Source organism: Mesorhizobium sp. M0119 (genome assembly GCF_040322615.1).
In the GTDB taxonomy this organism is placed as follows: domain Bacteria; phylum Pseudomonadota; class Alphaproteobacteria; order Rhizobiales; family Rhizobiaceae; genus Mesorhizobium.
Window position 1 is genome coordinate 1 of record NZ_JAMYTU010000069.1, and the last position, 19,151, is coordinate 19,151.

Consider the following 19,151-nt stretch of genomic DNA (forward strand, 5'->3'; position numbering starts at 1 on the left):
GCGGCCCCCCCCCTCCAACGGGTTGCTTTGGCCCGACACCGGGTCCGTTTTCGGTTCATGGCGCCGCCCCCCGCCCCGGCGGGTGCGCGCCCACCTCTCCCCCACTTCGTGGGGGCGAGGAACCGGAGCCAAGCCGCTCAATCGGGAAGGTAGATCTCTGCCTTCATGAAGGTCTTCGCACGGCCTGTGATCAGCACGCGATCTCCGGCCAGTTCGCATTGCAAATGCCCGCCGCGCTGCGAGCATTGGAATGCCGACAGACGCGTCTTGGCGAGTTTTTCAGACCAATAAGGCATCAATGTCGCATGAATGGAGCCGGTTACCGGATCCTCGGGAATGCCCGCCCCGGGCACGAAATAACGCGAGACGAAATCGTGGGCTCGCCCAGGCGCGGTTATGACCAGGCCGAGAGGATGAAAGGCTCCGATCCTGAGCAGATCGGGAACGAAAGATCGCACGGTTGTCTCGTCGGCAAGCTCGACAAACAGGTTCTCGAAATTGCGGAAGCTCGCAACCGGCCGCTGAGGCAATATCGCTTGCAGCGCCGAGTTCAGTTCTTCCTCGATGGGCTGCGGCGGAAAACACGGCAGATCGAGCTGATAGGTCTCTTCCCGCCGGGAAACCCGCAGTTCGCCCACCCGGGTGGCGAAGGCCATTTCGCCCTGACCATTGTATTCCGTAGTCAGCACATGGGCGGCTGCAAGAGTGGCATGGCCGCAAAAGTCGACTTCATGGACCGGCGTGAACCAGCGCAAATCCCAACCTTTGCCATTCGGCCGCACAAACGCCGTTTCAGCAAGATTGTTTTCGTTGGCAATGGCCTGCATTACCTGCTCCGACAGCCACTCCCCCAAAAGGAGAACGGCGGCAGGGTTGCCCTGGAAGGCCCGTTCGGCAAAGGCATCGACCTGATACATCGTCAGCGTCGGCATATCGGCCCTCAAAGATATCCGCTGGGCGGCGCGCCATTTAGGCCGTGCCGCCCCCGGTGCAGGTTCACGCCGCTTCGAGAGCCGCTTTCACCGCAGCGATCGCGTCTTCGGCCCTCGAGGCGTCCGGGCCGCCGGCCTGAGCCATATCGGGTCGCCCGCCGCCGCCCTGCCCGCCCAACGCCGCCGACGCGACGCGCACCAGATCGATGGCGCTGAAGCGGCCGGTCAGATCATCGGTGACGGCGACGACGACGCTCGCCTTGTTGTCCTCGCCAGCGCCGACAAAGACGACGATGCCGGAGCCGAGCGACTTCTTGCCGGCATCGGCCAACGGCTTAAGATCCTTTGGCGAGACGCCCGATACCGCCTTGCCTAGAAAACCGACACCGGCAATGGTTTCGTTTTCCGCAGGCACACCGGCTGGCGAGCGATCGCCCAGTGCCAGCTTCTTGCGCGCCTCGGTCAGCTCCTTTTCGAGCTTCTTGCGCTCGTCGAGCAGCGCCTCGACGCGGGCCGGTACATCGGCCGGCGAAATCTTCAGCGCGGCGGCGGCGGCCTTCAGCCGCTTGTCCTGTTCGTCGAGATGCTTTCTGGCGGCCTCGCCGGTCAACGCCTCGATGCGGCGCACGCCGGCAGCGACCGCACTGTCGGACACGACGCGCACCAGACCGATATCGCCGGTCGCCCTGACATGGGTACCGCCGCATAGCTCGACCGAATAGGGCCGGTTGGCCTTGGCGCCATGCAAGCCCGTGCCCATCGAAACGACCCGCACCTCGTCGCCATATTTCTCGCCGAACAGCGCCATGGCGCCTTCGGCGATGGCGTCGTCGACGGACATCAGGCGCGTGGTTACCGGGCCGTTCTGAACGACGATTTCGTTTGCCATGCGCTCGACCTCTTCGAGCTCGTTAGCCGAGATCGGCTTGTTGTGCGAAATGTCGAAGCGGAGACGCTCGGGCGCGACCAGTGAGCCCTTCTGCGCCACATGGGTACCCAGCACCTCGCGCAGTGCCTCATGGATCAGATGCGTGGCGGAATGGTTCGCGCGCAGCCTGGAGCGGCGCGCGTGATCCACCTTCAGCTCGACGGTCGCGCCCGTCTTGACCGTGCCGTTGGCCACCTTGCCGACATGGACGAAAAGCCCATCGGCCTTCTTCTGGGTATCGGATATCTCGATCGAAAACCCGTCGCCTGAAATGACGCCGGTATCGCCCATCTGGCCACCGGACTCGCCATAGAACGGCGTCTGGTTGACAACCACGGCAACGGCGTCGCCTTCGCCGGCGCTGTCGACGGTCTTGCCGTCCCTGACCAGCGCCTGGATGAGGCCTTCCGCCTGCTCGGTCTCATAGCCCAGGAATTCGGTGGCGCCGGTCTTGTCGCGCACCGCGAACCACACCGTCTCGGTTGCGGCCTCACCGGAACCAGCCCAGCTTTTGCGCGCCTCCGCCTTCTGCCGCTCCATCGCCTCGGTGAAGCCGGCAAGGTTGACCGAGATGTTGCGCTGGCGCAGCGCGTCCTGCGTCAGATCGAGCGGAAAGCCATAGGTGTCATAGAGCTTGAACGCTGTCTCGCCATCCAGCATGTCGCCGGAGGCCAGCTTTTCCGTCGCCTCCGAAAGCAAGCCCAAGCCGCGCACCAGCGTCTTGCGGAAACGAGTTTCCTCAAGCTTCAGCGTCTCGGTGATCATCTGTTCGCCGCGCACCAGTTCCGGGTAGGCTTGGCCCATCTCGCGGACCAGCGCCGGCACCAGGCGCCACATCAGCGGATCGCGGGCGCCGAGCAACTGCGCGTGGCGCATCGCACGGCGCATGATGCGACGAAGCACGTAGCCGCGCCCTTCGTTGGACGGCAGCACGCCGTCGGCGACCAGGAAGCAGGACGAGCGCAAATGGTCGGCGATGACGCGGAACGATGCGACGGTGCCCGCATCCGGACCTTTGCCAAGCGCAGACGATGCAGCGTCGATCAGGTGGCGGAACAGGTCGGTTTCGAAGACGCTTTCAACCCCTTGCAGGATGGAGGCCATGCGCTCGAGGCCCATGCCTGTGTCGATCGACGGACGCGGCAGGTCGACGCGCTCGTCCTTCGTCACCTGTTCATACTGCATGAACACCAGGTTCCAGAATTCGAGGAAACGGTCGCCATCCTCCTCGGGGCTGCCGGGAGGGCCGCCCCAGATATGCTCGCCACGGTCGATGAATATCTCCGAACACGGCCCGCAAGGTCCGGTGTCGCCCATTGCCCAGAAATTGTCCGAGGTCGCGATGCGGATGATGCGATCGTCCGAAAGGCCGGCGATCTTCTTCCAGTACGAGGCCGCCTCGTCGTCGGTGTGGTAGACGGTGACCAGCAGCTTGTCCTTCTTCAGGCCGAACTCCCTGGTGATCAGGTTCCAGGCAAGCTCTATGGCCCGCTCCTTGAAATAGTCGCCGAAGGAGAAATTGCCGAGCATCTCGAAGAAGGTCAGGTGGCGCGCAGTGTAGCCGACATTGTCGAGGTCGTTGTGCTTGCCGCCGGCGCGAACACTCTTCTGGGCAGTCGTGGCGCGCGAATAAGGCCGCTTCTCCAGACCGGTGAAAACGTTCTTGAACTGCACCATGCCGGCATTGGTGAACATCAGCGTCGGGTCATTGCGCGGCACCAGCGGGCTCGACGCGACGACCTCGTGACCTTCCTTGCGAAAATAGTCGAGAAATGCCGACCGGATCTCGTTGACGCCACTCATGAAATACTGCCTTTTCGAGAGAACCGCCGGCTGCCGGCGGAAAATAGACATGGCCTTTTAGCGGTCGCACCGCAGCCTGTCCAGAAACACCAAATGGGCTCAAATCCCGGCTTTCACCAGCGCTTTGAAATGCGTTTGCCCCGCCGTCAAACGCGAACCGCCGGCACGGGGCCGGCGGTTCGAAACGCATCGATTACGCAAACTCAAAATCAAAACATCAAATCGAAACCTGGCTGAGGCTCCGCGAGGCGTCGCTTGCCCTACATCACCCCAGCGTCGTCCTCGAAGCCGTCGTCGCTGCTTTCGGAGCCGCCGTTCTCAAGGAATTTCTCAGCGATCAGCCCGGCATTCTGCCGCAGCGCCAGCTCGATCTCGCGCGCCGTGTCGGGATTGTCGCGCAGGAACAGTTTTGCGTTTTCGCGGCCCTGGCCAAGACGCTGCGAATTGTAGGAGAACCAGGCGCCCGACTTTTCGACCACGCCCGCCTTGACGCCGAGATCGACCAGCTCGCCGGTCTTGGAGACGCCCTCGCCATACATGATGTCGAACTCGACCACCTTGAAGGGCGGCGCCAGCTTGTTCTTGACGACCTTGACGCGGGTCTGGTTGCCGACGACCTCGTCGCGATCCTTGACCGAGCCGATGCGGCGGATGTCGAGGCGGACCGAGGCATAGAATTTCAACGCATTGCCGCCGGTCGTCGTCTCGGGCGAACCGAACATGACGCCGATCTTCATGCGGATCTGGTTGATGAAGATGACCATGGTGTTGGAGCGCGAGATCGAGGCGGTGAGCTTGCGCAGCGCCTGGCTCATCAGGCGGGCCTGCAGGCCGGGCAGCGAATCTCCCATCTCGCCTTCGATTTCGGCGCGCGGCGTCAAGGCCGCCACCGAATCGACCACCAGCACGTCGATGGCGCCGGAGCGCACCAGCGTGTCGCAGATCTCCAGCGCCTGTTCGCCGGTATCGGGCTGCGAGATCAGCAGGTTTTCGAGATCGACGCCGAGCTTGCGGGCATAGACCGGGTCGAGCGCGTGCTCGGCATCGACGAAGGCGCAGATGCCGCCCTTCTTCTGGGCTTCGGCCACCGTGTGCAGCGCCAGCGTCGTCTTGCCCGAGCTTTCCGGCCCGTAGATCTCGACGATGCGGCCGCGCGGCAGGCCGCCGACGCCAAGCGCGATGTCCAGCCCAAGCGAGCCGGTCGGCACCGTTTCGATCTCGACGACCTGCTCGTTCGCGCCGAGCCGCATGATCGAGCCCTTGCCGAAGGCACGCTCGATTTGCGACAGCGCCGCATCCAGAGCCTTTGATTTGTCCACCGCTTTGTCCTCTACAAGCCGCAAAGAATTCTGAGCCATGATACATCACCCCGTGGTCGTCAATGGAGGCCGGACAATCCCGCGATCCTTAAAAGAATGTACCTCATTTGTTCTCATTTGTCAATGAGCGCCAAAGGTCTGAAAAATAACGGATATCCTTATTTGTTCTATTTTTGTTTCGCAATTTTGCTTCCGGATGTGTCTCGCCTGGCATGCGGCGCCGTTGCCGTCACCAACCGAATCGCACCCGCGATTGCAGGGTTCCGCCCGGCGACCTAGTCTCCTCCCGGGCAACAGCAAAGGGCATTTTGCCGGCATGATGAAATCCCCGACGATCCTGGCCGTGGGCGGCGCCTATATCGAGCGGCGCGGCCGGGTTGCCGGCGCCTTCGTGCCGGCCGCCTTGAACCCGGGCACGATGCGCGAGCATGTCGGTGGCGCCGTCTTCAACGCCTTGCGCTATGCGGTGCGGCGCGGCGTCTCGGCCTCGCTGCTTTCGGTGCGCGGCGGCGATGCCCTTGGCGACACGGTTTTACGCGCCGTCGCCGAGGCCGGTATTGCCGATTTGTCGGTGGTGTTCCTCGACCGCGCGACGCCAAGCCATACGATGCTGATCGATAGCGACGGCGGGCTGATCGCCGGCCTTGCCGACATGGTGCTCTACGAATTGGCGCTTCCCAAGCAGATCCGCCGCGCCAAGGTGCGGGAAGCGATCGGTTCGGCCGACGCGGTGCTGTGCGATGCCAACCTGCCGTCGACTGCGCTGGAGCGGCTGGCGGCACTCGCCGCCGGCAAGCCGGTGTTTGCGCTTGCCGTCTCGCCCAGCAAAGCGGCGCGGCTGACGCCGGTGCTTGATCTTCTGGCGATGGCGTTCATGAACCGGCACGAGGCCGGCGTGCTTGCCGGCGCCGATATCGATGCTGGCGATCAAGGCATCGTCGACGGCCTGAGACGCGCCGGCCTGAAAAGCGGCGTGATCACTGCCGGCGACGAACCAGTGCTCGGTTTCGACGAATTGAGCGCGTTCTCGATCTCGCCACCGCCGCTACAAAAGCGGACCGATGCTGCCGGCGCCGGCGACGCATTGGCCGGCGCGACGATCGCCGCGCTGCGGCGCGGCCTGACGCTGCGCGAAGCGTTGCGTGAAGGCGTTGCCGCCGCGATGCTCGTCGTCGAGCGCGCCGCCTTCACCAGCGCCAGCTTTGCCGAGGCGCTGGCGCTCGTGCCCGAGGCGCGGGACCTGGCGTGAAATGCGGCCCGGAATTGCCGAAGCATAGCGCAGCCTATTTGCCGGCGCGCCGTCCTGCCTCGTAGGCACGCCGCGCCCAGATCGCCATCTCGTCGGGATCGTCGAACGCGCTGTCGGGAACGCTCCAATAGGGCATCGACACGAGCTTGCCGTGGCGCGAGCCGGTATAGGTCCATTGCCGGCAGCCGGCCGCTTCGAAATCCGGGGCGCTTTCCGCGTCGGCCTTCAGCATCAATTCGCCGCGGATGACGATGGCGACGATGACGCCGTCGAAATAGATGCCCTTGCCGCCGAACATCTTGCGGATGCTGACCGGGCCGAGGCCTTCGAAAAGCTCTTCTATGCGCTCGTTGTCCATGCGGCGATCATGTCACCCGGATTTCCCCTTGTCATCGACGCAACCGGCACCATCCTGACAAGTTCAGAATCAATTTCGTCGGAGTTTTTCATGCCGCTTCTGCTCAAGGGGTCCTGCCGGTGTAATGCCGTGCGTTTCGAGGTGGAAAGCCACACGCCGGTGCCGTTCATGCTGTGCTACTGCTCGATCTGCCGCAAGCAGCAGGGCGGCGGCGGTTTTGCCATCAATCTCGGCGCTGACTACGAGACGCTGAAAATCGAGGGCAAGCGCCATCTCGGTGTCTACCGCGCCGAGATCGAGGACGACGAGCACCCGCAACGCGAAACCTCGACGGGTGAGCGGAACTTCTGCACGAAATGCGGGACGGCACTCTGGCTCTACGACCCGACCTGGCCGGAGCTGGTGCATCCGTTTGCCTCGGCGATCGACACCGACCTGCCGAAGCCGCCGGAGAAGGTGCATCTGATGCTGAAATACAAGGCAAACTGGGTCGAGCCCGACATCGGCAAGCGCGACAAGGTCTTCGACGTCTACCCGGAGGAGTCGATCGCAGACTGGCACAAGCGAACGGGGATGTGGGTGGATTAGCGTTCTTCTCCCCGTTTACGGGGAGAAGATGCCGGCAGGCAGATGGGGGGCGGCGCAAACATCGCGGAGGCTGGTTCTGCCCCTCATCCGGCCCTTCGGGCCACCTTCTCCCCGTGAACGGGGGAGAAGGAAAAGCCTCAGGCCGAAGCGCGTGCTTCGGCCAGTGACTTCAAATCGGCCGGCTTCAACTCGACCGATTCGCCGCAGCCGCAGGCCGAGCTCTGGTTCGGGTTGCGGAAGGTGAAGCCGGTGCGCAGCGTCGTCTGCTCGAAGTCCATCTCGGTGCCGAACAGGAAAAGGGCTGCCTCCGGCGCGACATAGACGTGGGCGCCGTCGCGCTCGATATGATCGTCCTTGGTATTGGGTTCGGTCACCAGGTCGACCGTATATTCCATGCCGGCGCAGCCGCCCTTCTTGATGCCAAGGCGAATGCCATGCGCATTCTCACGGGTCGCAACGATCTCGCGCACCCGGTCGGCGGCCTTTTCGGTCATCGTGATGACGGCGAAGCGTCCCATGTTTTCCTTCTCCATTGCGCGCAGGTTCAAGGCCTGCCCAATGATTCCTCACCTAAAATGGTGAAGTTTTGTACCCGGCGCAAGTGCGCCAGCCTCTGGCTGGTCGGATGCTAGTACCACCCAACCGCCACCTGCGCCTCTTCCGACATGCGGTCGGGTGACCAGGGGGGATCGAAGGTCATATTGACCTCGACGCCGGAGACGCCTTCGACGGCGCCGACAGCGTTTTCGACCCAGCCGGGCATTTCGCCGGCCACCGGGCAGCCCGGCGCGGTCAGCGTCATGTCGATCTTGACCGAGCGGTCGTCCTCGATGTCGATCTTGTACACGAGGCCGAGCTCATAGATGTCGGCCGGGATTTCCGGGTCATAGACTGTCTTCAGCGCCGAGACGATGTCGTCGGTCAGCCGCGCCAGTTCATCGGCGGGAATGGCCGATCCGGAAACCACCGCATTGGTGGTGGAATCCGGAACCGTGCTTTCGGCGGTGTGGCTGGCATCGTCCATGATCGTCACCCGAAGAACTTTCGCGCCTTTTCCAGCGCATCGGCCAAAGCATCGACTTCGGCCCTGGTATTATACATGCCGAACGACGCCCTGCATGTGGATGTTACGCCGAAGCGTTTCAACAGCGGCTGGGCGCAATGCGTGCCGGCGCGGACGGCCACGCCCTGCCTGTCGATCACCATCGACACGTCATGGGCGTGGATGCCCTGCAGCTCGAACGAGATGATCGCGCCCTTGCCGGGCGCATCGCCGAAGATGCGCAGCGAGTTGATGGCGCGCAGTTTTTGATGCGCGTAATCCTTCAGATCGGCCTCATGCGCGGCGATGCGCTCGCGGCCGATCTTTTCCATGTATTCCAGCGCAGCACCAAGCCCGATCGCCTGGACGATCGGCGGCGTGCCGGCCTCGAAACGGTGCGGCGGATCGTTGTAGGTGACGATGTCTTGCGTCACCTCCTCGATCATCTCGCCGCCGCCCATGAACGGGCGCATGCGCTCCAGAATATCCTTCTTGCCGTAGAGCACACCGATGCCCGACGGGCCATAAACCTTATGGCCGGTGAAGACGAAGAAATCGCAGTCGAGGTCCTGCACGTCGATCGGCATATGCACGGCGCTCTGGCTGCCGTCGACCAGCACCGGAATGCCGCGGGCGTGCGCGATGCGCACGATCTCCTTGATCGGCGTCACCGTGCCCAGCGCATTCGACATATGGGTGATGGCGACCAGCTTTGTCCGGTCGGTCAGCCGCTTCTCGAATTCCTCGATATGGAAGACGCCGAGATCGTCGACCGGCACCCAGACCAGCTTGGCGCCCTGCCGCTCGCGGATGAAATGCCACGGCACGATGTTGGAATGATGCTCCATGATCGAGAGCACGATCTCGTCGCCTTCGCCGATATTGGGCATGCCGAAGCCGTAGGCGACCGTGTTGATCGCCGCCGTGGTGTTCGAGGTGAAGACGATGTTGTCGGTGCTTGGCGCGTTGAGGAAACGGCGCACCGTCTCGCGAGCCTTCTCATAAGCGTCGGTCGCGGCATTCGACAGGAAATGCAGGCCGCGATGGACGTTGGCATATTCCTGGGAATAGGCGTGCTGGATAGCGTCGAGCACGGCCTTCGGCTTCTGCGCCGAGGCGCCATTGTCGAGATAGACCAGCGGTTTGCCGTAGACTTGCCGCGACAGGATCGGGAAGTCGCGGCGGATCGCCTCGACGTCATAGGGGATGTTTTCGACTTTCTGGTCCATCACAAGCTCTCTCGAGGCACCGCCTCATTCCGTCCAGCACCCCTCAGCCACCTCTACCCGTGCGTCACAAACCAGCTGTCGAGCCTCGCCTCCAGCGCCTCGACGATGGCCTCGTCGTCCAGTTCCTCGATCACTTCGGCGACGAAGGCCTTGACCAGCAAGCCGCGCGCGGTCTTCTCGTCGATGCCGCGCGCCATCAGGTAGAACAGATGGCTGTGGTCGATCTCGGTGACGGTCGCGCCATGGCCGCAGACGACGTCGTCGGCGAAGATTTCAAGCTCCGGCTTGGTCGAGAACTCGCCGTCATCCGACAGAAGCAGCGTGTTGCAGGCCATCTTGGCGTTGGTCTTCTGCGCATATTGGTGGACGTTGATGCGGCCCTGGAAGACGCCGCGCGCTCTGCCGGTCACCACGTTGCGGATGACTTCGGTCGAGGCGGTATGCGGCACGGCGTGGTCGAGCACCATGGTGACGTCGGTATGGGTGTCGCCGGCGAGCAGATTGATGCCGCGCAGCGTGAAGTCGGCGCCCTCGCCGGTCGTCTTCACAACGACCTCCTGGCGCACCAGCTTGCCGCCGGCATTCATGACGAACAGCGTCAGTTTCGAATTCTTGCCGAGATGCGCCTTGAACTGGGCAAGGTGCGTTGCCGTATCCGGCTGCTCCTGCACGACCAGCCATGTCACTTCGGCGCCTTCGCCAAGCACAAGCTGGCTGACCGAGCTGACCAGCGCCGCCCCCTCGCCTGCCTGGCGTTCGACGATGACAGCGTTGGCGCCGGCACCGACGCGGACGGCCAGGCGTACATGCGTCTGTCCACCGGCCTGCAAATTCTGCATTTCGACCGGCTTGTCCAGTTGGGCACCGTCGGCGATATCGACGAAATAGCCGTCGGCGACAAAGGCGGTGTTGAGCGCGCCGATGGCATCGTCGGCGCCATAGGAATCCAACCCCGGAGCGATGCTGCCGTCGGTCAGCTTCTCCGATAGGCGCTGTACGGCAACGCCTTCGATATCGGGCAGTTTCGTACTCGAAACGCCGTTCAGCACCGGCAAAACACTGGAGCCTTCGACGATCGGCGCAATGGCTTTCGCGATCGCTGCCGGATCGAAGTCCGGCACCGAGGTCAGCAGCCGGCGCAGGTCCGTATAATGCCAGGATTCGATGCGCCGCGTCGGCAGGCCGCTCTTGATCGCCTCGATGGCGTCGTCGCGCTTCAGCATCACCGCGCCGTCGCCGGGCAGCAGCGACAGCCGCTCGCCGAAGGCGTCGATCAGCGCCGTTTCGGCCAATGTTCGCTGGGGTGTCGTGTGCATATTCATCAGTATCGCCTTGCTTGGCTTGCCTTCCGGGCCTGCTGGCATCTCACGCGGCTTGCCCGATCACGCCGGCATAGCCATTGGCTTCGAGGTCGAGCGCCAGCGACTTGTCGCCCGACTTGATCACCTGACCCCTGTAGAGCACGTGCACCGTATCAGGCACAATGTATTGGAGCAGGCGCTGGTAGTGGGTGATGACGACGATGGCCCGGTCCGGCGAGCGCAGCTTGTTGACGCCGTCCGCGACGATCTTCAGCGCGTCGATGTCGAGGCCGGAATCGGTCTCGTCGAGCACGCACAGTTTCGGCTCGAGCAGCTTCATCTGCAGGATCTCGGCGCGCTTCTTCTCGCCGCCGGAAAAGCCGACATTGAGCGGCCGTTTCAGCATCGTCATGTCCATGTTGAGCGAGGCCGCCGCTTCCTTCACGCGCTTCAGGAATTCCGGGATTTTTAGCGGTTCCTGGCCGCGCGCCTTGCGCTGCTCGTTCATCGCCACTTTCAGGAATTCCATGGTCGCGACCCCCGGTATCTCCATCGGATACTGGAAGGCGAGGAAGATGCCCGCGGTAGCGCGCTCGGCCGGATCCATTTCGAGGATCGACTGGCCGTTGTAGAGGATGTCGCCTTCGGTGACCTCATAGTCCTCGCGGCCGGCGAGGATGTAGGACAGCGTCGATTTCCCCGAGCCGTTCGGACCCATGATGGCGGCAACCTCGCCGGCCCTGACCGTCAGGTTCAGGCCGCGAATGATCTCGGTGCCGTCATCGACGATACGGGCATGGAGGTTTCTGATTTCAAGCATTCTTTTCTTTCCTGAAAATTCTTATCCGGTCAGCCGACCGAGCCCTCAAGGCTAATCCCGATCAGCTTCTGCGCCTCGACCGCGAACTCCATCGGCAGTTGCTGGATGACGTCCTTGACGAAGCCGTTGACGATCAGCGCGATCGCCTCTTCTTCCGGAATACCGCGCTGCATGACGTAGAACTTCTGGTCCTCGGAAATCTTCGAGGTGGTCGCTTCATGCTCGAACTGCGCCGTCGAATTCTTGGCTTCCATGTAGGGCACGGTGTGTGCGCCGCACTGGTCGCCGATCAGCAGCGAGTCGCAGTTGGTGAAGTTGCGGGCGTTGGTTGCCTTGCGGTGCGCCGACACCTGGCCGCGATAGGTGTTCTGCGAGAAGCCGGCGGCGATGCCCTTGGAGATGATGCGGCTCGACGTGTTCTTGCCGAGATGGATCATCTTGGTGCCGCTATCGACCTGCTGATAGCCGTTCGAGACGGCGATCGAATAGAACTCGCCGCTGGAATCGTCGCCGCGCAGGATGCAGCTCGGATATTTCCAGGTGATAGCCGAGCCGGTCTCGACCTGCGTCCACGAAATCTTCGAACGATGGCCGCGGCAGTCGCCGCGCTTGGTGACGAAATTATAGATGCCGCCCTTGCCTTCGGCGTCGCCGGGATACCAGTTCTGCACCGTCGAATATTTGATCTCGGCATCGTCGAGCGCGACCAGTTCGACCACCGCGGCATGAAGCTGGTTCTCGTCGCGCTGCGGCGCTGTGCAGCCTTCGAGATAGGAGACGTAAGCCCCCTCCTCGGCGATGATCAGCGTGCGCTCGAACTGGCCGGTGTTCTTCTCGTTCATGCGGAAATAGGTCGACAATTCCATCGGGCAGCGCACGCCCTTGGGCACGAAGACGAAGGAACCGTCGGTGAAGACGGCCGAATTCAGCGTCGCGTAGAAATTGTCGGAGATCGGCACGACCGAGCCGAGATATTTCTTCACCAGCTCCGGATGCTCGCGGATAGCTTCCGAGATCGAGCAGAAGATGACGCCGGCCTGCGCCAGCTCCTTCTTGAAGGTGGTGACGACGGACACCGAATCGAACACGGCATCGACCGCAACGCGGCCGGATTTATAGACATTGTCGCTGGCTTCCTCGAGCTCCGAGGCATCGGTCTTCTGCACGCCGGCGAGGATTTCCTGTTCCCTGAGCGGAATGCCGAGCTTCTCGTAGACCTTCAGCAGTTCGGGATCGACGTCGCTCAGCGAGGTCGGTCCCGGCGTGCTCTTGGGCGCCGCGTAGTAGTAGAGGTCCTGGAAATCGATCTTCGGATAATGGACGCGTGCCCACTTCGGCTCGTCCAGCGTCACCCAGCGCCGATAGGCTTCCAGACGCCATTCCAGCATCCAGGACGGCTCGTCCTTCTTCGCCGAAATGAAGCGGATAATGTCTTCGCTCAGGCCCTTTGGGGCCTTGTCCATCGCGATTTCGGTCTGGAATCCGTATTTATACTGGTCGACGTCGATCTTTCGGACCCGATCGATCGTCTCCTGCACAGCAGGCATCAGCGTTCTCCATCCACGCCGGGGTCAAGGCCCGGCAGTTTTCAAACTATGGCACCGCGAATGAGAGCCCGTCAGGCACCCGAGGCGGCGTAAGTTTCATATAGTGCGTTCATGCCGGAAATTCACCCGGCCAAATTCGAACGCACGGCTCTACCAGGCCGCAAGGCCCAAATTTTCCGTTGCCGCGCTCAGGCGGCCTTTTCCCTGTTTGCCCGCCGCGCGGCGATCGTCGCCAGCGCCGAACGAAACAGCTCGATATCTTCAGCGCTGGTCGCGTGACCGATGGACACGCGCAACGCGCCAAGACGGTCACCGTAACCCATGGCTTTCAGCACGTGACTCGGCCCGACTTTGCCCGACGAACAGGCCGATCCGGCCGACAGCGCCACACCGGCTAGGTCGAAAGCGATCTGCGCCGTCTCGGCCTTGATGCCGGGAATAGCGAAGAACGTGGTGTTGGCAAGCCTCGGAGCGCCGGTCCCGAAGATTTCGGCGTCTGGCACCTGCGTTTTCACGATCGCCTCGACTTCGTCGCGGCGCTGCCGCACCGCATCGATCGTTTGCAACCCGGCAAGCGCCTCGCGCGCCGCCGCGCCAAACCCGGCAATCGCCGCCAGGTTTTCGGTGCCGCCGCGATGGCCTTTCTCCTGGCCGCCGCCGCTGACCAGCGGTTTCGGCATCATCAAGTCCGACGCTGCGACAATGGCGCCGACGCCCTTGGGGCCGCCGATCTTGTGCGAGGAGAGAATCAAATAGTCTGCGTAACCCGCTGACATATCGAGCGGAATGCGGCCGGCCGCCTGCACCGCATCGACAACCAGGATGCCACCCGCCGCCTTGACGATTTCGGCAATGCGGCCAATCGGCTGGATCACGCCGGTCTCGTTGTTGGCGGCGTGGATGGCCACCAGCGGCAAACCGTCAGCCTTGTCATGCGCACCAAGTGCTGACGCCAAGGTGTGGAGCCTGATGATGCCGTCGGCATCGACGCCGATCCGCGTTACCTGCCCCGCGGGGAAGCGCCCGCCATTGAGCAGGCAGGGATGGTCAGCCTCGGACACGTAAAGCCGGCTCATGCGGACGGCGCCGCGCCCCATCTGCCAGTCCGGCGTCAGCAGCGTCGAGGCCGCTTCCGTCGCGCCGGAGGTGAATACGACATGCTCGGCTTTGGCGCTGACCAGTCGCGCCACGTCGCGCCTGGCATCCTCGATCAGCCGCCGCCCAGCGCGGCCCTCGGCATGGACCGAGGACGGGTTGGCGACGACGTCGAGCGCAGCGATTACGGCCGCGCGCGCCGAGGCAAGCAGCGGCGCGCTGGCGTTGTAGTCGAGATAGGCGCGTACTCCGGCCATTTCCGTCCAACTGGTCCCTTCAAAAGCCGTTCCGCGAAGATAGCGCGTTATTTCCTTGAAATTGCAAGGCAAGACGTCCTATTTACGCGGCTTGCGGCGCGGGTGGCCGAGCCACAGTCTTTGGCCGCCCAGTTTTGAACAATTCTAAACTAGCTTCTAGAAAGACGCTCGCCCTGCGTCAAGGCCTAGGGAAGACTGGGGCCTAGGGAAGACTGGGGCCTAGGGAAGACTGGGGCCTAGGGAAGACTGGGGCCAGAGGAAGAGTTGTTCCGGGCGCCGCGCAATTTATACCAAGTGGAGTATTTTCATGCCTGAGGTCATTTTCACCGGTCCGGCCGGCCGTCTGGAGGGTCGCTATCAGCCCTCGAAGGAAAAGAGCGCGCCAATTGCCATCGTCCTGCACCCGCACCCCCAGTTCGGCGGGACGATGAACAACAAGATCGTCTACGACCTCTTCTACATGTTCCAGAAGCGCAATTTCACCACGCTGCGCTTCAATTTCCGCGGCATCGGCCGCAGCCAGGGCGAGTTCGACCACGGTACCGGCGAGTTGTCCGACGCCGCCGCGGCGCTCGACTGGGTGCAGTCGCTGCATCCGGATTCCAAGAGTTGCTGGGTTGCCGGCTATTCGTTCGGCTCGTGGATCGGCATGCAGCTTCTCATGCGCCGGCCCGAGATCGAGGGCTTCATCTCGGTCGCGCCGCAGCCCAATACCTATGATTTCTCGTTCCTGGCGCCATGCCCGTCGTCCGGCCTGATCATCCACGGCGACGCCGACAAGGTCGCGCCGCCCAAGGACGTGCAGGGGCTGGTCGACAAGCTGCACACGCAAAAGGGCATTACCATCACCCAGAAGACCTTGCCTGGCGCCAACCATTTCTTTGCCAACCATGCGGAGCTTCTGATCGAGGAATGCGCGGACTATCTCGATCGCCGGCTGGCCGGGGAACTGTCGGACCCACGGCCGAAGCGGCTGAGATAGTCGGCGATGTACCAACCGCCTCACTTCCAGGAAACACGGCAGGACGTCCTGCACGGGTTGATCCGGGCGCATCCGCTTGGCCTGCTGGTGTCGAACGGCGCCGAGGGGCCGGTCGCCAACGCGATTCCCTTTCTGCTAGACGCGGATGTGCCACCGAACGGCAGGCTGCGCGCCCATTTGGCCAAGGCCAATCCGCAATGGCGGCTTTTGGCCGACAATCCCCTGGCGCCGGTGCTGGTCGTCTTCCAGGGCGCCGATGCCTATGTGACGCCGTCGTGGTATGAGACCAAGCGTGAAACCGGCAAGGTGGTACCGACCTGGAACTACGCCATCGTCCAGGTGCGCGGCATCGTCACGGTGATCGAAGACCAGGATTGGCTGGCCGAGCAGATTTCCGATCTGACGATGTCGCAGGAGGGCGACCGCTCGGCGCCATGGGCGGTAACCGACGCGCCGGCGCCCTTCATCCAGTCGCAGATCAAGGGCATTGTCGGCCTGGAGATCGCCATCACCGAAATCAGCGGCAAATGGAAAGTCAGCCAGAACCGCCCGGCTGCCGACCGCGTCGGTGTCGCCGAGGGGCTCGAGAGCGAGACTGCCAACTCGGCCGACATGGTCCAGCTGGTAAGGTCCTACGGCGGGCTGGACGGCAAGTAATCTGGATTTACTTGCTCGACCGGTTCCAGGGCGGTCGCGGGCTCAATCAACCTTGGTCATCGCCGCCTTGCGCTCGTTGGCGATCAGCCAGAGATTGCGGATATAGATCAACAGGCCCATGGCCTGACCGGCGATGAACACCGGATCCTGACGCTGGATGGCGTAGACCAGCAGCAGGCCGCCGCCGAACAGCGAAAAGAACCAGAACGCGATCGGCACGACGCTGCGCTTGGCCTTTTCCGACGCCACCCACTGCACCAGAAAACGCATGGTGAAGAAGAACTGGGCGACGAAGCCGAGCAGAACCCAGGCATCGAATTGCTTGACGAAAACATCGTGAAGCCAGGTCGCCAATTCCTGAAGCACGTTACCCATGCCTGATTTCCTCTACTTTGGGCATTCTGCGGCGCCTGCGGCGCAGCCACCAGACGCCGGCAAGATCGAGCACGCCCTGCAGGCCGCGATCGAAGATGCCGTAATTCGATTTGCCGTGACGGCGGGAGCGATCGACGACGTCGCAATGGACGACGCGGTAGCCCTCCTGGATGACCAGTGCTGGAACAAAGCGGTGGGTGCCGTCGAAGAACGGCAATTTCCTCAAAATATCGGTGTGGATCGCCTTGAGGCCGCAGCCGGTATCCCGCGTCTCGTCGTGCAGGATGGCTTTTCTCAGCCCGTTGGCGAAACGCGATGCCAGCTGCTTGATCTTGCTGTCTCGGCGCTTCAGACGCTGCCCCTGCGCGGCCCCGACTTCGGGACCAGCCTGCCGGAGCGCGTCGATCAACACTGGAAGATAGCCGGGATCGTTCTGGCCGTCGCCATCGATGGTGGCGACGATATCGCCGCGCGCCGCCCAGGCGCCCGACCGCACGGAAAGCGACTGTCCGGCGGATTTTTCATGCCTGAGATGGCGCAGCGGAAACCGGCGAAGCGCTGCTTCTGCGGCAAGCACCGAAGGCGTATCGTCTGTCGAGCCATCGTCGACGACAATGACTTCGAAGTCCCGCCCGGCCATGGCAATGCCGATCTCGTCGAGCAGAAGCGGCAGGTTCGCCGCCTCGTTCCGGCAAGGAATGACGATGGATATCTCCGGCATCTCGACTCTGTCACAGGATATGGCATTCGATCGATGCCGCGCGGTCCAGAGGAAGAGCCCCGCTGGCGCGGCGCCTCATTACGCCAGCCGAAACAATGACGCAAGCAGGCCGCACGCTATCCGCGCGGACGCAAAACCGGATTCCACTTTTGCTGATCGCACAAAGCCATCCGAAGCGCGATCGGACGCAAAACCGGATTCCACTTTTGCTGATCGCGCTTGAGTGCTAAACGCCCGCCTTCATGCATAGCCGAGCCGCGTTCGGCCGGAAGCTTTTCGGGAAAGAAAATGTCCGCCTTCAAATCCGATTTCCTGCGCACGATGAGCGAGCGCGGTTTCATCCACCAGACCTCGGACGATGCCGGCCTCGACCAGCTTTTCGCCACGGAAACGGTGAGCGCCTATATTGGCTTCGACGCAACCGCCAGAAGCCTGCATGCCGGGTCGCTGATCCAGATCATGATGCTTTACTGGCTGCAGCAGACCGGCCACCGGCCAATCGCGCTGATGGGCGGCGGCACCTCGATGATCGGCGATCCGTCGTTCAAGGACGAGGCGCGCAAGCTTTTGACGCCGCAGGACATCGAGGACAATCTCGCCGGCATCCGCCGCAACTTCACGCCCTACCTCAAATTCGGCAGCGGCCCGAACGACGCCGTCATGATCAACAATGCCGACTGGCTGATGGATATCAACTACGTCAATTTCCTGCGCGATGTCGGCCGGCATTTTTCGGTCAACCGCATGCTGGCCTTCGATTCGGTCAAGCTCCGGCTGGATCGCGAGCAGTCGCTGTCGTTCCTCGAATTCAACTACATGATCCTGCAGGCCTACGACTTCGTCGAGCTCTACAAGCGCCTTGGCTGCCGGCTGCAGATGGGCGGCTCCGACCAGTGGGGCAACATCGTCAACGGCATCGATCTCGGCCATCGCATGGAAGGCGCGCAGCTCTATGCGCTGACGACGCCGCTGCTCACCACCTCCTCCGGCGCCAAGATGGGCAAGTCGGCCTCGGGCGCGGTCTGGCTCGATGCGGAAATGCTGAGCCCGTACGAGTTCTGGCAATACTGGCGCAACACCGATGATGCCGATGTCGGCCGTTTCCTCAAGCTCTACACGACCTTGCCGCTCGCCGAGGTCGCGCGCCTCGAACGGCTCGGCGGCTCGGAGATCAACGAAGCCAAGAAGATCCTCGCCACCGAGATCACCGCCATGCTGCATGGCCGCGAGGCGGCGGAGGAGGCCAGCGAAACGGCGCGTAAGACGTTCGAAGAAGGCGCGCTCGCCGAAACACTGCCAACCGTCGAGGTGGGCAGGGCCGATCTTGAAGCCGGCGTCGGCATATTGTCGCTGTTCGTCACCGCCGGGCTGGCTGGGTCCAACGGCGAGGCACGGCGGCATATCCAGGGCGGCGCCGTGCGCCTCAACGATCAGCCCGTAGCCGACGATCGCCGGATGGTGACGCTGCAGGATCTTGGCCCGGAAAACGTCGCAAAACTGTCGCTCGGCAAGAAGAAGCACGTTCTGGTGCGGCCGGTTTGAGCGTCTGCTGAGATTCAGGTGAAACCGGGCCGGGACGGGCACAAGCAATGGGTCGCTGCATTCCTCGGCCACTGTAACGGCATGGATCCTAGGGTCTCCGCGACGTCGCTTCGCTCCTGCTTCGCCCTAGGATGACGAAGCGAGAGGAAACTTCGGCCAATCTCGAAAGTTGCGTTTTGCCATCGGCCGCCACGCGACCGCCTCGCTCTCCCACATTCGCGACTAGCCTTGAGCCACCATGCCTTCGTCATCCTAGGGCGGAGCAGGAGCGAAGCGACGTCGCGGAGACCCTAGGATCCATGCCGTTCCCTCTAGAGTCTTTCACGTTTTGACGGAAGCGTATCCGGCGTTTGCGAAGTAGTTCTTGCATTCGCCGGGTTCGATCGTCGCAACGAGGTGGCCGATG

General features: G+C 62.8%; 19 protein-coding genes. 5 read left to right on the top strand and 14 right to left on the bottom strand.

All coding sequences use genetic code 11. The features are described 5' to 3' along the window. Nucleotides 1-137 precede the first annotated feature (137 nt). From NKJ40_RS30505 to recA, 3 genes are all read right to left on the bottom strand, one after another. Nucleotides 138-932 carry a PhzF family phenazine biosynthesis protein gene (locus tag NKJ40_RS30505; protein ID WP_352469210.1) on the bottom strand — a complete coding sequence of 265 codons (795 nt, stop codon included), beginning with the start codon at nucleotides 930-932 and terminating at the stop codon, nucleotides 138-140. Nucleotides 933-996: 64 nt separating this feature from the next. Next, nucleotides 997-3,663 (bottom strand): alanine--tRNA ligase, encoded by a 2,667-nt coding sequence (alaS, locus tag NKJ40_RS30510; protein ID WP_352469211.1) that lies wholly within the window; start codon nucleotides 3,661-3,663, stop codon nucleotides 997-999. Nucleotides 3,664-3,923: 260 nt separating this feature from the next. Further along, the gene (gene recA / locus NKJ40_RS30515; RefSeq protein ID WP_023674696.1) at nucleotides 3,924-5,021 is read right to left on the bottom strand and encodes a recombinase RecA; all 1,098 of its coding nucleotides are present in this window, start codon (nucleotides 5,019-5,021) and stop codon (nucleotides 3,924-3,926) included. 277 nt (nucleotides 5,022-5,298) lie between these two features. On the opposite strand from recA, the gene NKJ40_RS30520 reads away from it, so the two are divergent. Then, nucleotides 5,299-6,231 (top strand): PfkB family carbohydrate kinase, encoded by a 933-nt coding sequence (locus NKJ40_RS30520; protein ID WP_352469212.1) that lies wholly within the window; start codon nucleotides 5,299-5,301, stop codon nucleotides 6,229-6,231. A gap of 34 nt (nucleotides 6,232-6,265) precedes the next feature. Here NKJ40_RS30520 and NKJ40_RS30525 read toward each other — a convergent pair whose 3' ends face one another. Further along, entirely contained in the window at nucleotides 6,266-6,589 is a 324-nt protein-coding gene (locus tag NKJ40_RS30525) for a TfoX/Sxy family protein (RefSeq protein ID WP_352469213.1), read from the bottom strand. Between the two features lie 90 nt (nucleotides 6,590-6,679). Here NKJ40_RS30525 and NKJ40_RS30530 point away from each other — a divergent pair, with 90 nt between their 5' ends. Further along, the gene (locus NKJ40_RS30530) at nucleotides 6,680-7,177 is read left to right on the top strand and encodes a GFA family protein (protein ID WP_352469214.1); all 498 of its coding nucleotides are present in this window, start codon (nucleotides 6,680-6,682) and stop codon (nucleotides 7,175-7,177) included. Between the two features lie 137 nt (nucleotides 7,178-7,314). Here the strand turns inward: NKJ40_RS30530 and sufA are convergent, their stop codons facing one another. From sufA to NKJ40_RS30565, 7 genes are all read right to left on the bottom strand, one after another. Continuing rightward, nucleotides 7,315-7,695 carry a Fe-S cluster assembly scaffold SufA gene (gene sufA / locus NKJ40_RS30535; RefSeq protein WP_352469215.1) on the bottom strand — a complete coding sequence of 127 codons (381 nt, stop codon included), beginning with the start codon at nucleotides 7,693-7,695 and terminating at the stop codon, nucleotides 7,315-7,317. A gap of 110 nt (nucleotides 7,696-7,805) precedes the next feature. After that, the gene (locus NKJ40_RS30540) at nucleotides 7,806-8,201 is read right to left on the bottom strand and encodes an SUF system Fe-S cluster assembly protein (RefSeq protein WP_352469216.1); all 396 of its coding nucleotides are present in this window, start codon (nucleotides 8,199-8,201) and stop codon (nucleotides 7,806-7,808) included. A 5-nt stretch (nucleotides 8,202-8,206) separates the two neighbouring features. Continuing rightward, complete coding sequence (locus NKJ40_RS30545) at nucleotides 8,207-9,448, bottom strand: cysteine desulfurase (RefSeq protein ID WP_352469217.1); 1,242 nt, start codon at nucleotides 9,446-9,448, stop codon at nucleotides 8,207-8,209. Between the two features lie 53 nt (nucleotides 9,449-9,501). Continuing rightward, nucleotides 9,502-10,770, bottom strand: a complete 1,269-nt coding sequence (gene sufD / locus NKJ40_RS30550) for a Fe-S cluster assembly protein SufD (RefSeq protein ID WP_352469218.1) — start codon at nucleotides 10,768-10,770, stop codon at nucleotides 9,502-9,504. A gap of 43 nt (nucleotides 10,771-10,813) precedes the next feature. Further along, nucleotides 10,814-11,569, bottom strand: a complete 756-nt coding sequence (sufC, locus tag NKJ40_RS30555) for a Fe-S cluster assembly ATPase SufC (protein WP_352469219.1) — start codon at nucleotides 11,567-11,569, stop codon at nucleotides 10,814-10,816. A gap of 29 nt (nucleotides 11,570-11,598) precedes the next feature. Continuing rightward, nucleotides 11,599-13,116, bottom strand: a complete 1,518-nt coding sequence (gene sufB, locus NKJ40_RS30560; RefSeq protein WP_352469220.1) for a Fe-S cluster assembly protein SufB — start codon at nucleotides 13,114-13,116, stop codon at nucleotides 11,599-11,601. Between the two features lie 188 nt (nucleotides 13,117-13,304). Then, nucleotides 13,305-14,468 carry a cysteine desulfurase family protein gene (locus NKJ40_RS30565; protein ID WP_352469221.1) on the bottom strand — a complete coding sequence of 388 codons (1,164 nt, stop codon included), beginning with the start codon at nucleotides 14,466-14,468 and terminating at the stop codon, nucleotides 13,305-13,307. A 307-nt stretch (nucleotides 14,469-14,775) separates the two neighbouring features. On the opposite strand from NKJ40_RS30565, the gene NKJ40_RS30570 reads away from it, so the two are divergent. Continuing rightward, the gene (locus tag NKJ40_RS30570; RefSeq protein WP_023674683.1) at nucleotides 14,776-15,450 is read left to right on the top strand and encodes an alpha/beta hydrolase; all 675 of its coding nucleotides are present in this window, start codon (nucleotides 14,776-14,778) and stop codon (nucleotides 15,448-15,450) included. A gap of 6 nt (nucleotides 15,451-15,456) precedes the next feature. Then, nucleotides 15,457-16,107 carry an FMN-binding negative transcriptional regulator gene (locus NKJ40_RS30575; protein WP_352469222.1) on the top strand — a complete coding sequence of 217 codons (651 nt, stop codon included), beginning with the start codon at nucleotides 15,457-15,459 and terminating at the stop codon, nucleotides 16,105-16,107. Nucleotides 16,108-16,149: 42 nt separating this feature from the next. Here NKJ40_RS30575 and NKJ40_RS30580 read toward each other — a convergent pair whose 3' ends face one another. The 3 genes from NKJ40_RS30580 to NKJ40_RS30590 all read right to left on the bottom strand — a co-directional run bounded on the left by NKJ40_RS30580 (nucleotide 16,150) and on the right by NKJ40_RS30590 (nucleotide 17,505). Beyond that, on the bottom strand, nucleotides 16,150-16,482 hold the full coding sequence (locus NKJ40_RS30580; protein WP_023717355.1) for a lipid-A-disaccharide synthase N-terminal domain-containing protein: 333 nt from the start codon (nucleotides 16,480-16,482) through the stop codon (nucleotides 16,150-16,152). Then, the gene (locus NKJ40_RS30585) at nucleotides 16,475-17,203 is read right to left on the bottom strand and encodes a glycosyltransferase family 2 protein (RefSeq protein WP_352469223.1); all 729 of its coding nucleotides are present in this window, start codon (nucleotides 17,201-17,203) and stop codon (nucleotides 16,475-16,477) included. The genes NKJ40_RS30580 and NKJ40_RS30585 overlap by 8 nt, the downstream gene beginning before the upstream one ends. 116 nt (nucleotides 17,204-17,319) lie before the next feature. Continuing rightward, nucleotides 17,320-17,505 carry a hypothetical protein gene (locus NKJ40_RS30590; protein WP_352469224.1) on the bottom strand — a complete coding sequence of 62 codons (186 nt, stop codon included), beginning with the start codon at nucleotides 17,503-17,505 and terminating at the stop codon, nucleotides 17,320-17,322. Here NKJ40_RS30590 and tyrS point away from each other — a divergent pair. After that, a complete protein-coding gene (gene tyrS, locus NKJ40_RS30595; RefSeq protein ID WP_352469225.1) occupies nucleotides 17,492-18,745 on the top strand; it encodes a tyrosine--tRNA ligase in 1,254 nt (417 codons plus the stop codon). The genes NKJ40_RS30590 and tyrS overlap by 14 nt on opposite strands. Nucleotides 18,746-19,151 lie beyond the last annotated feature (406 nt).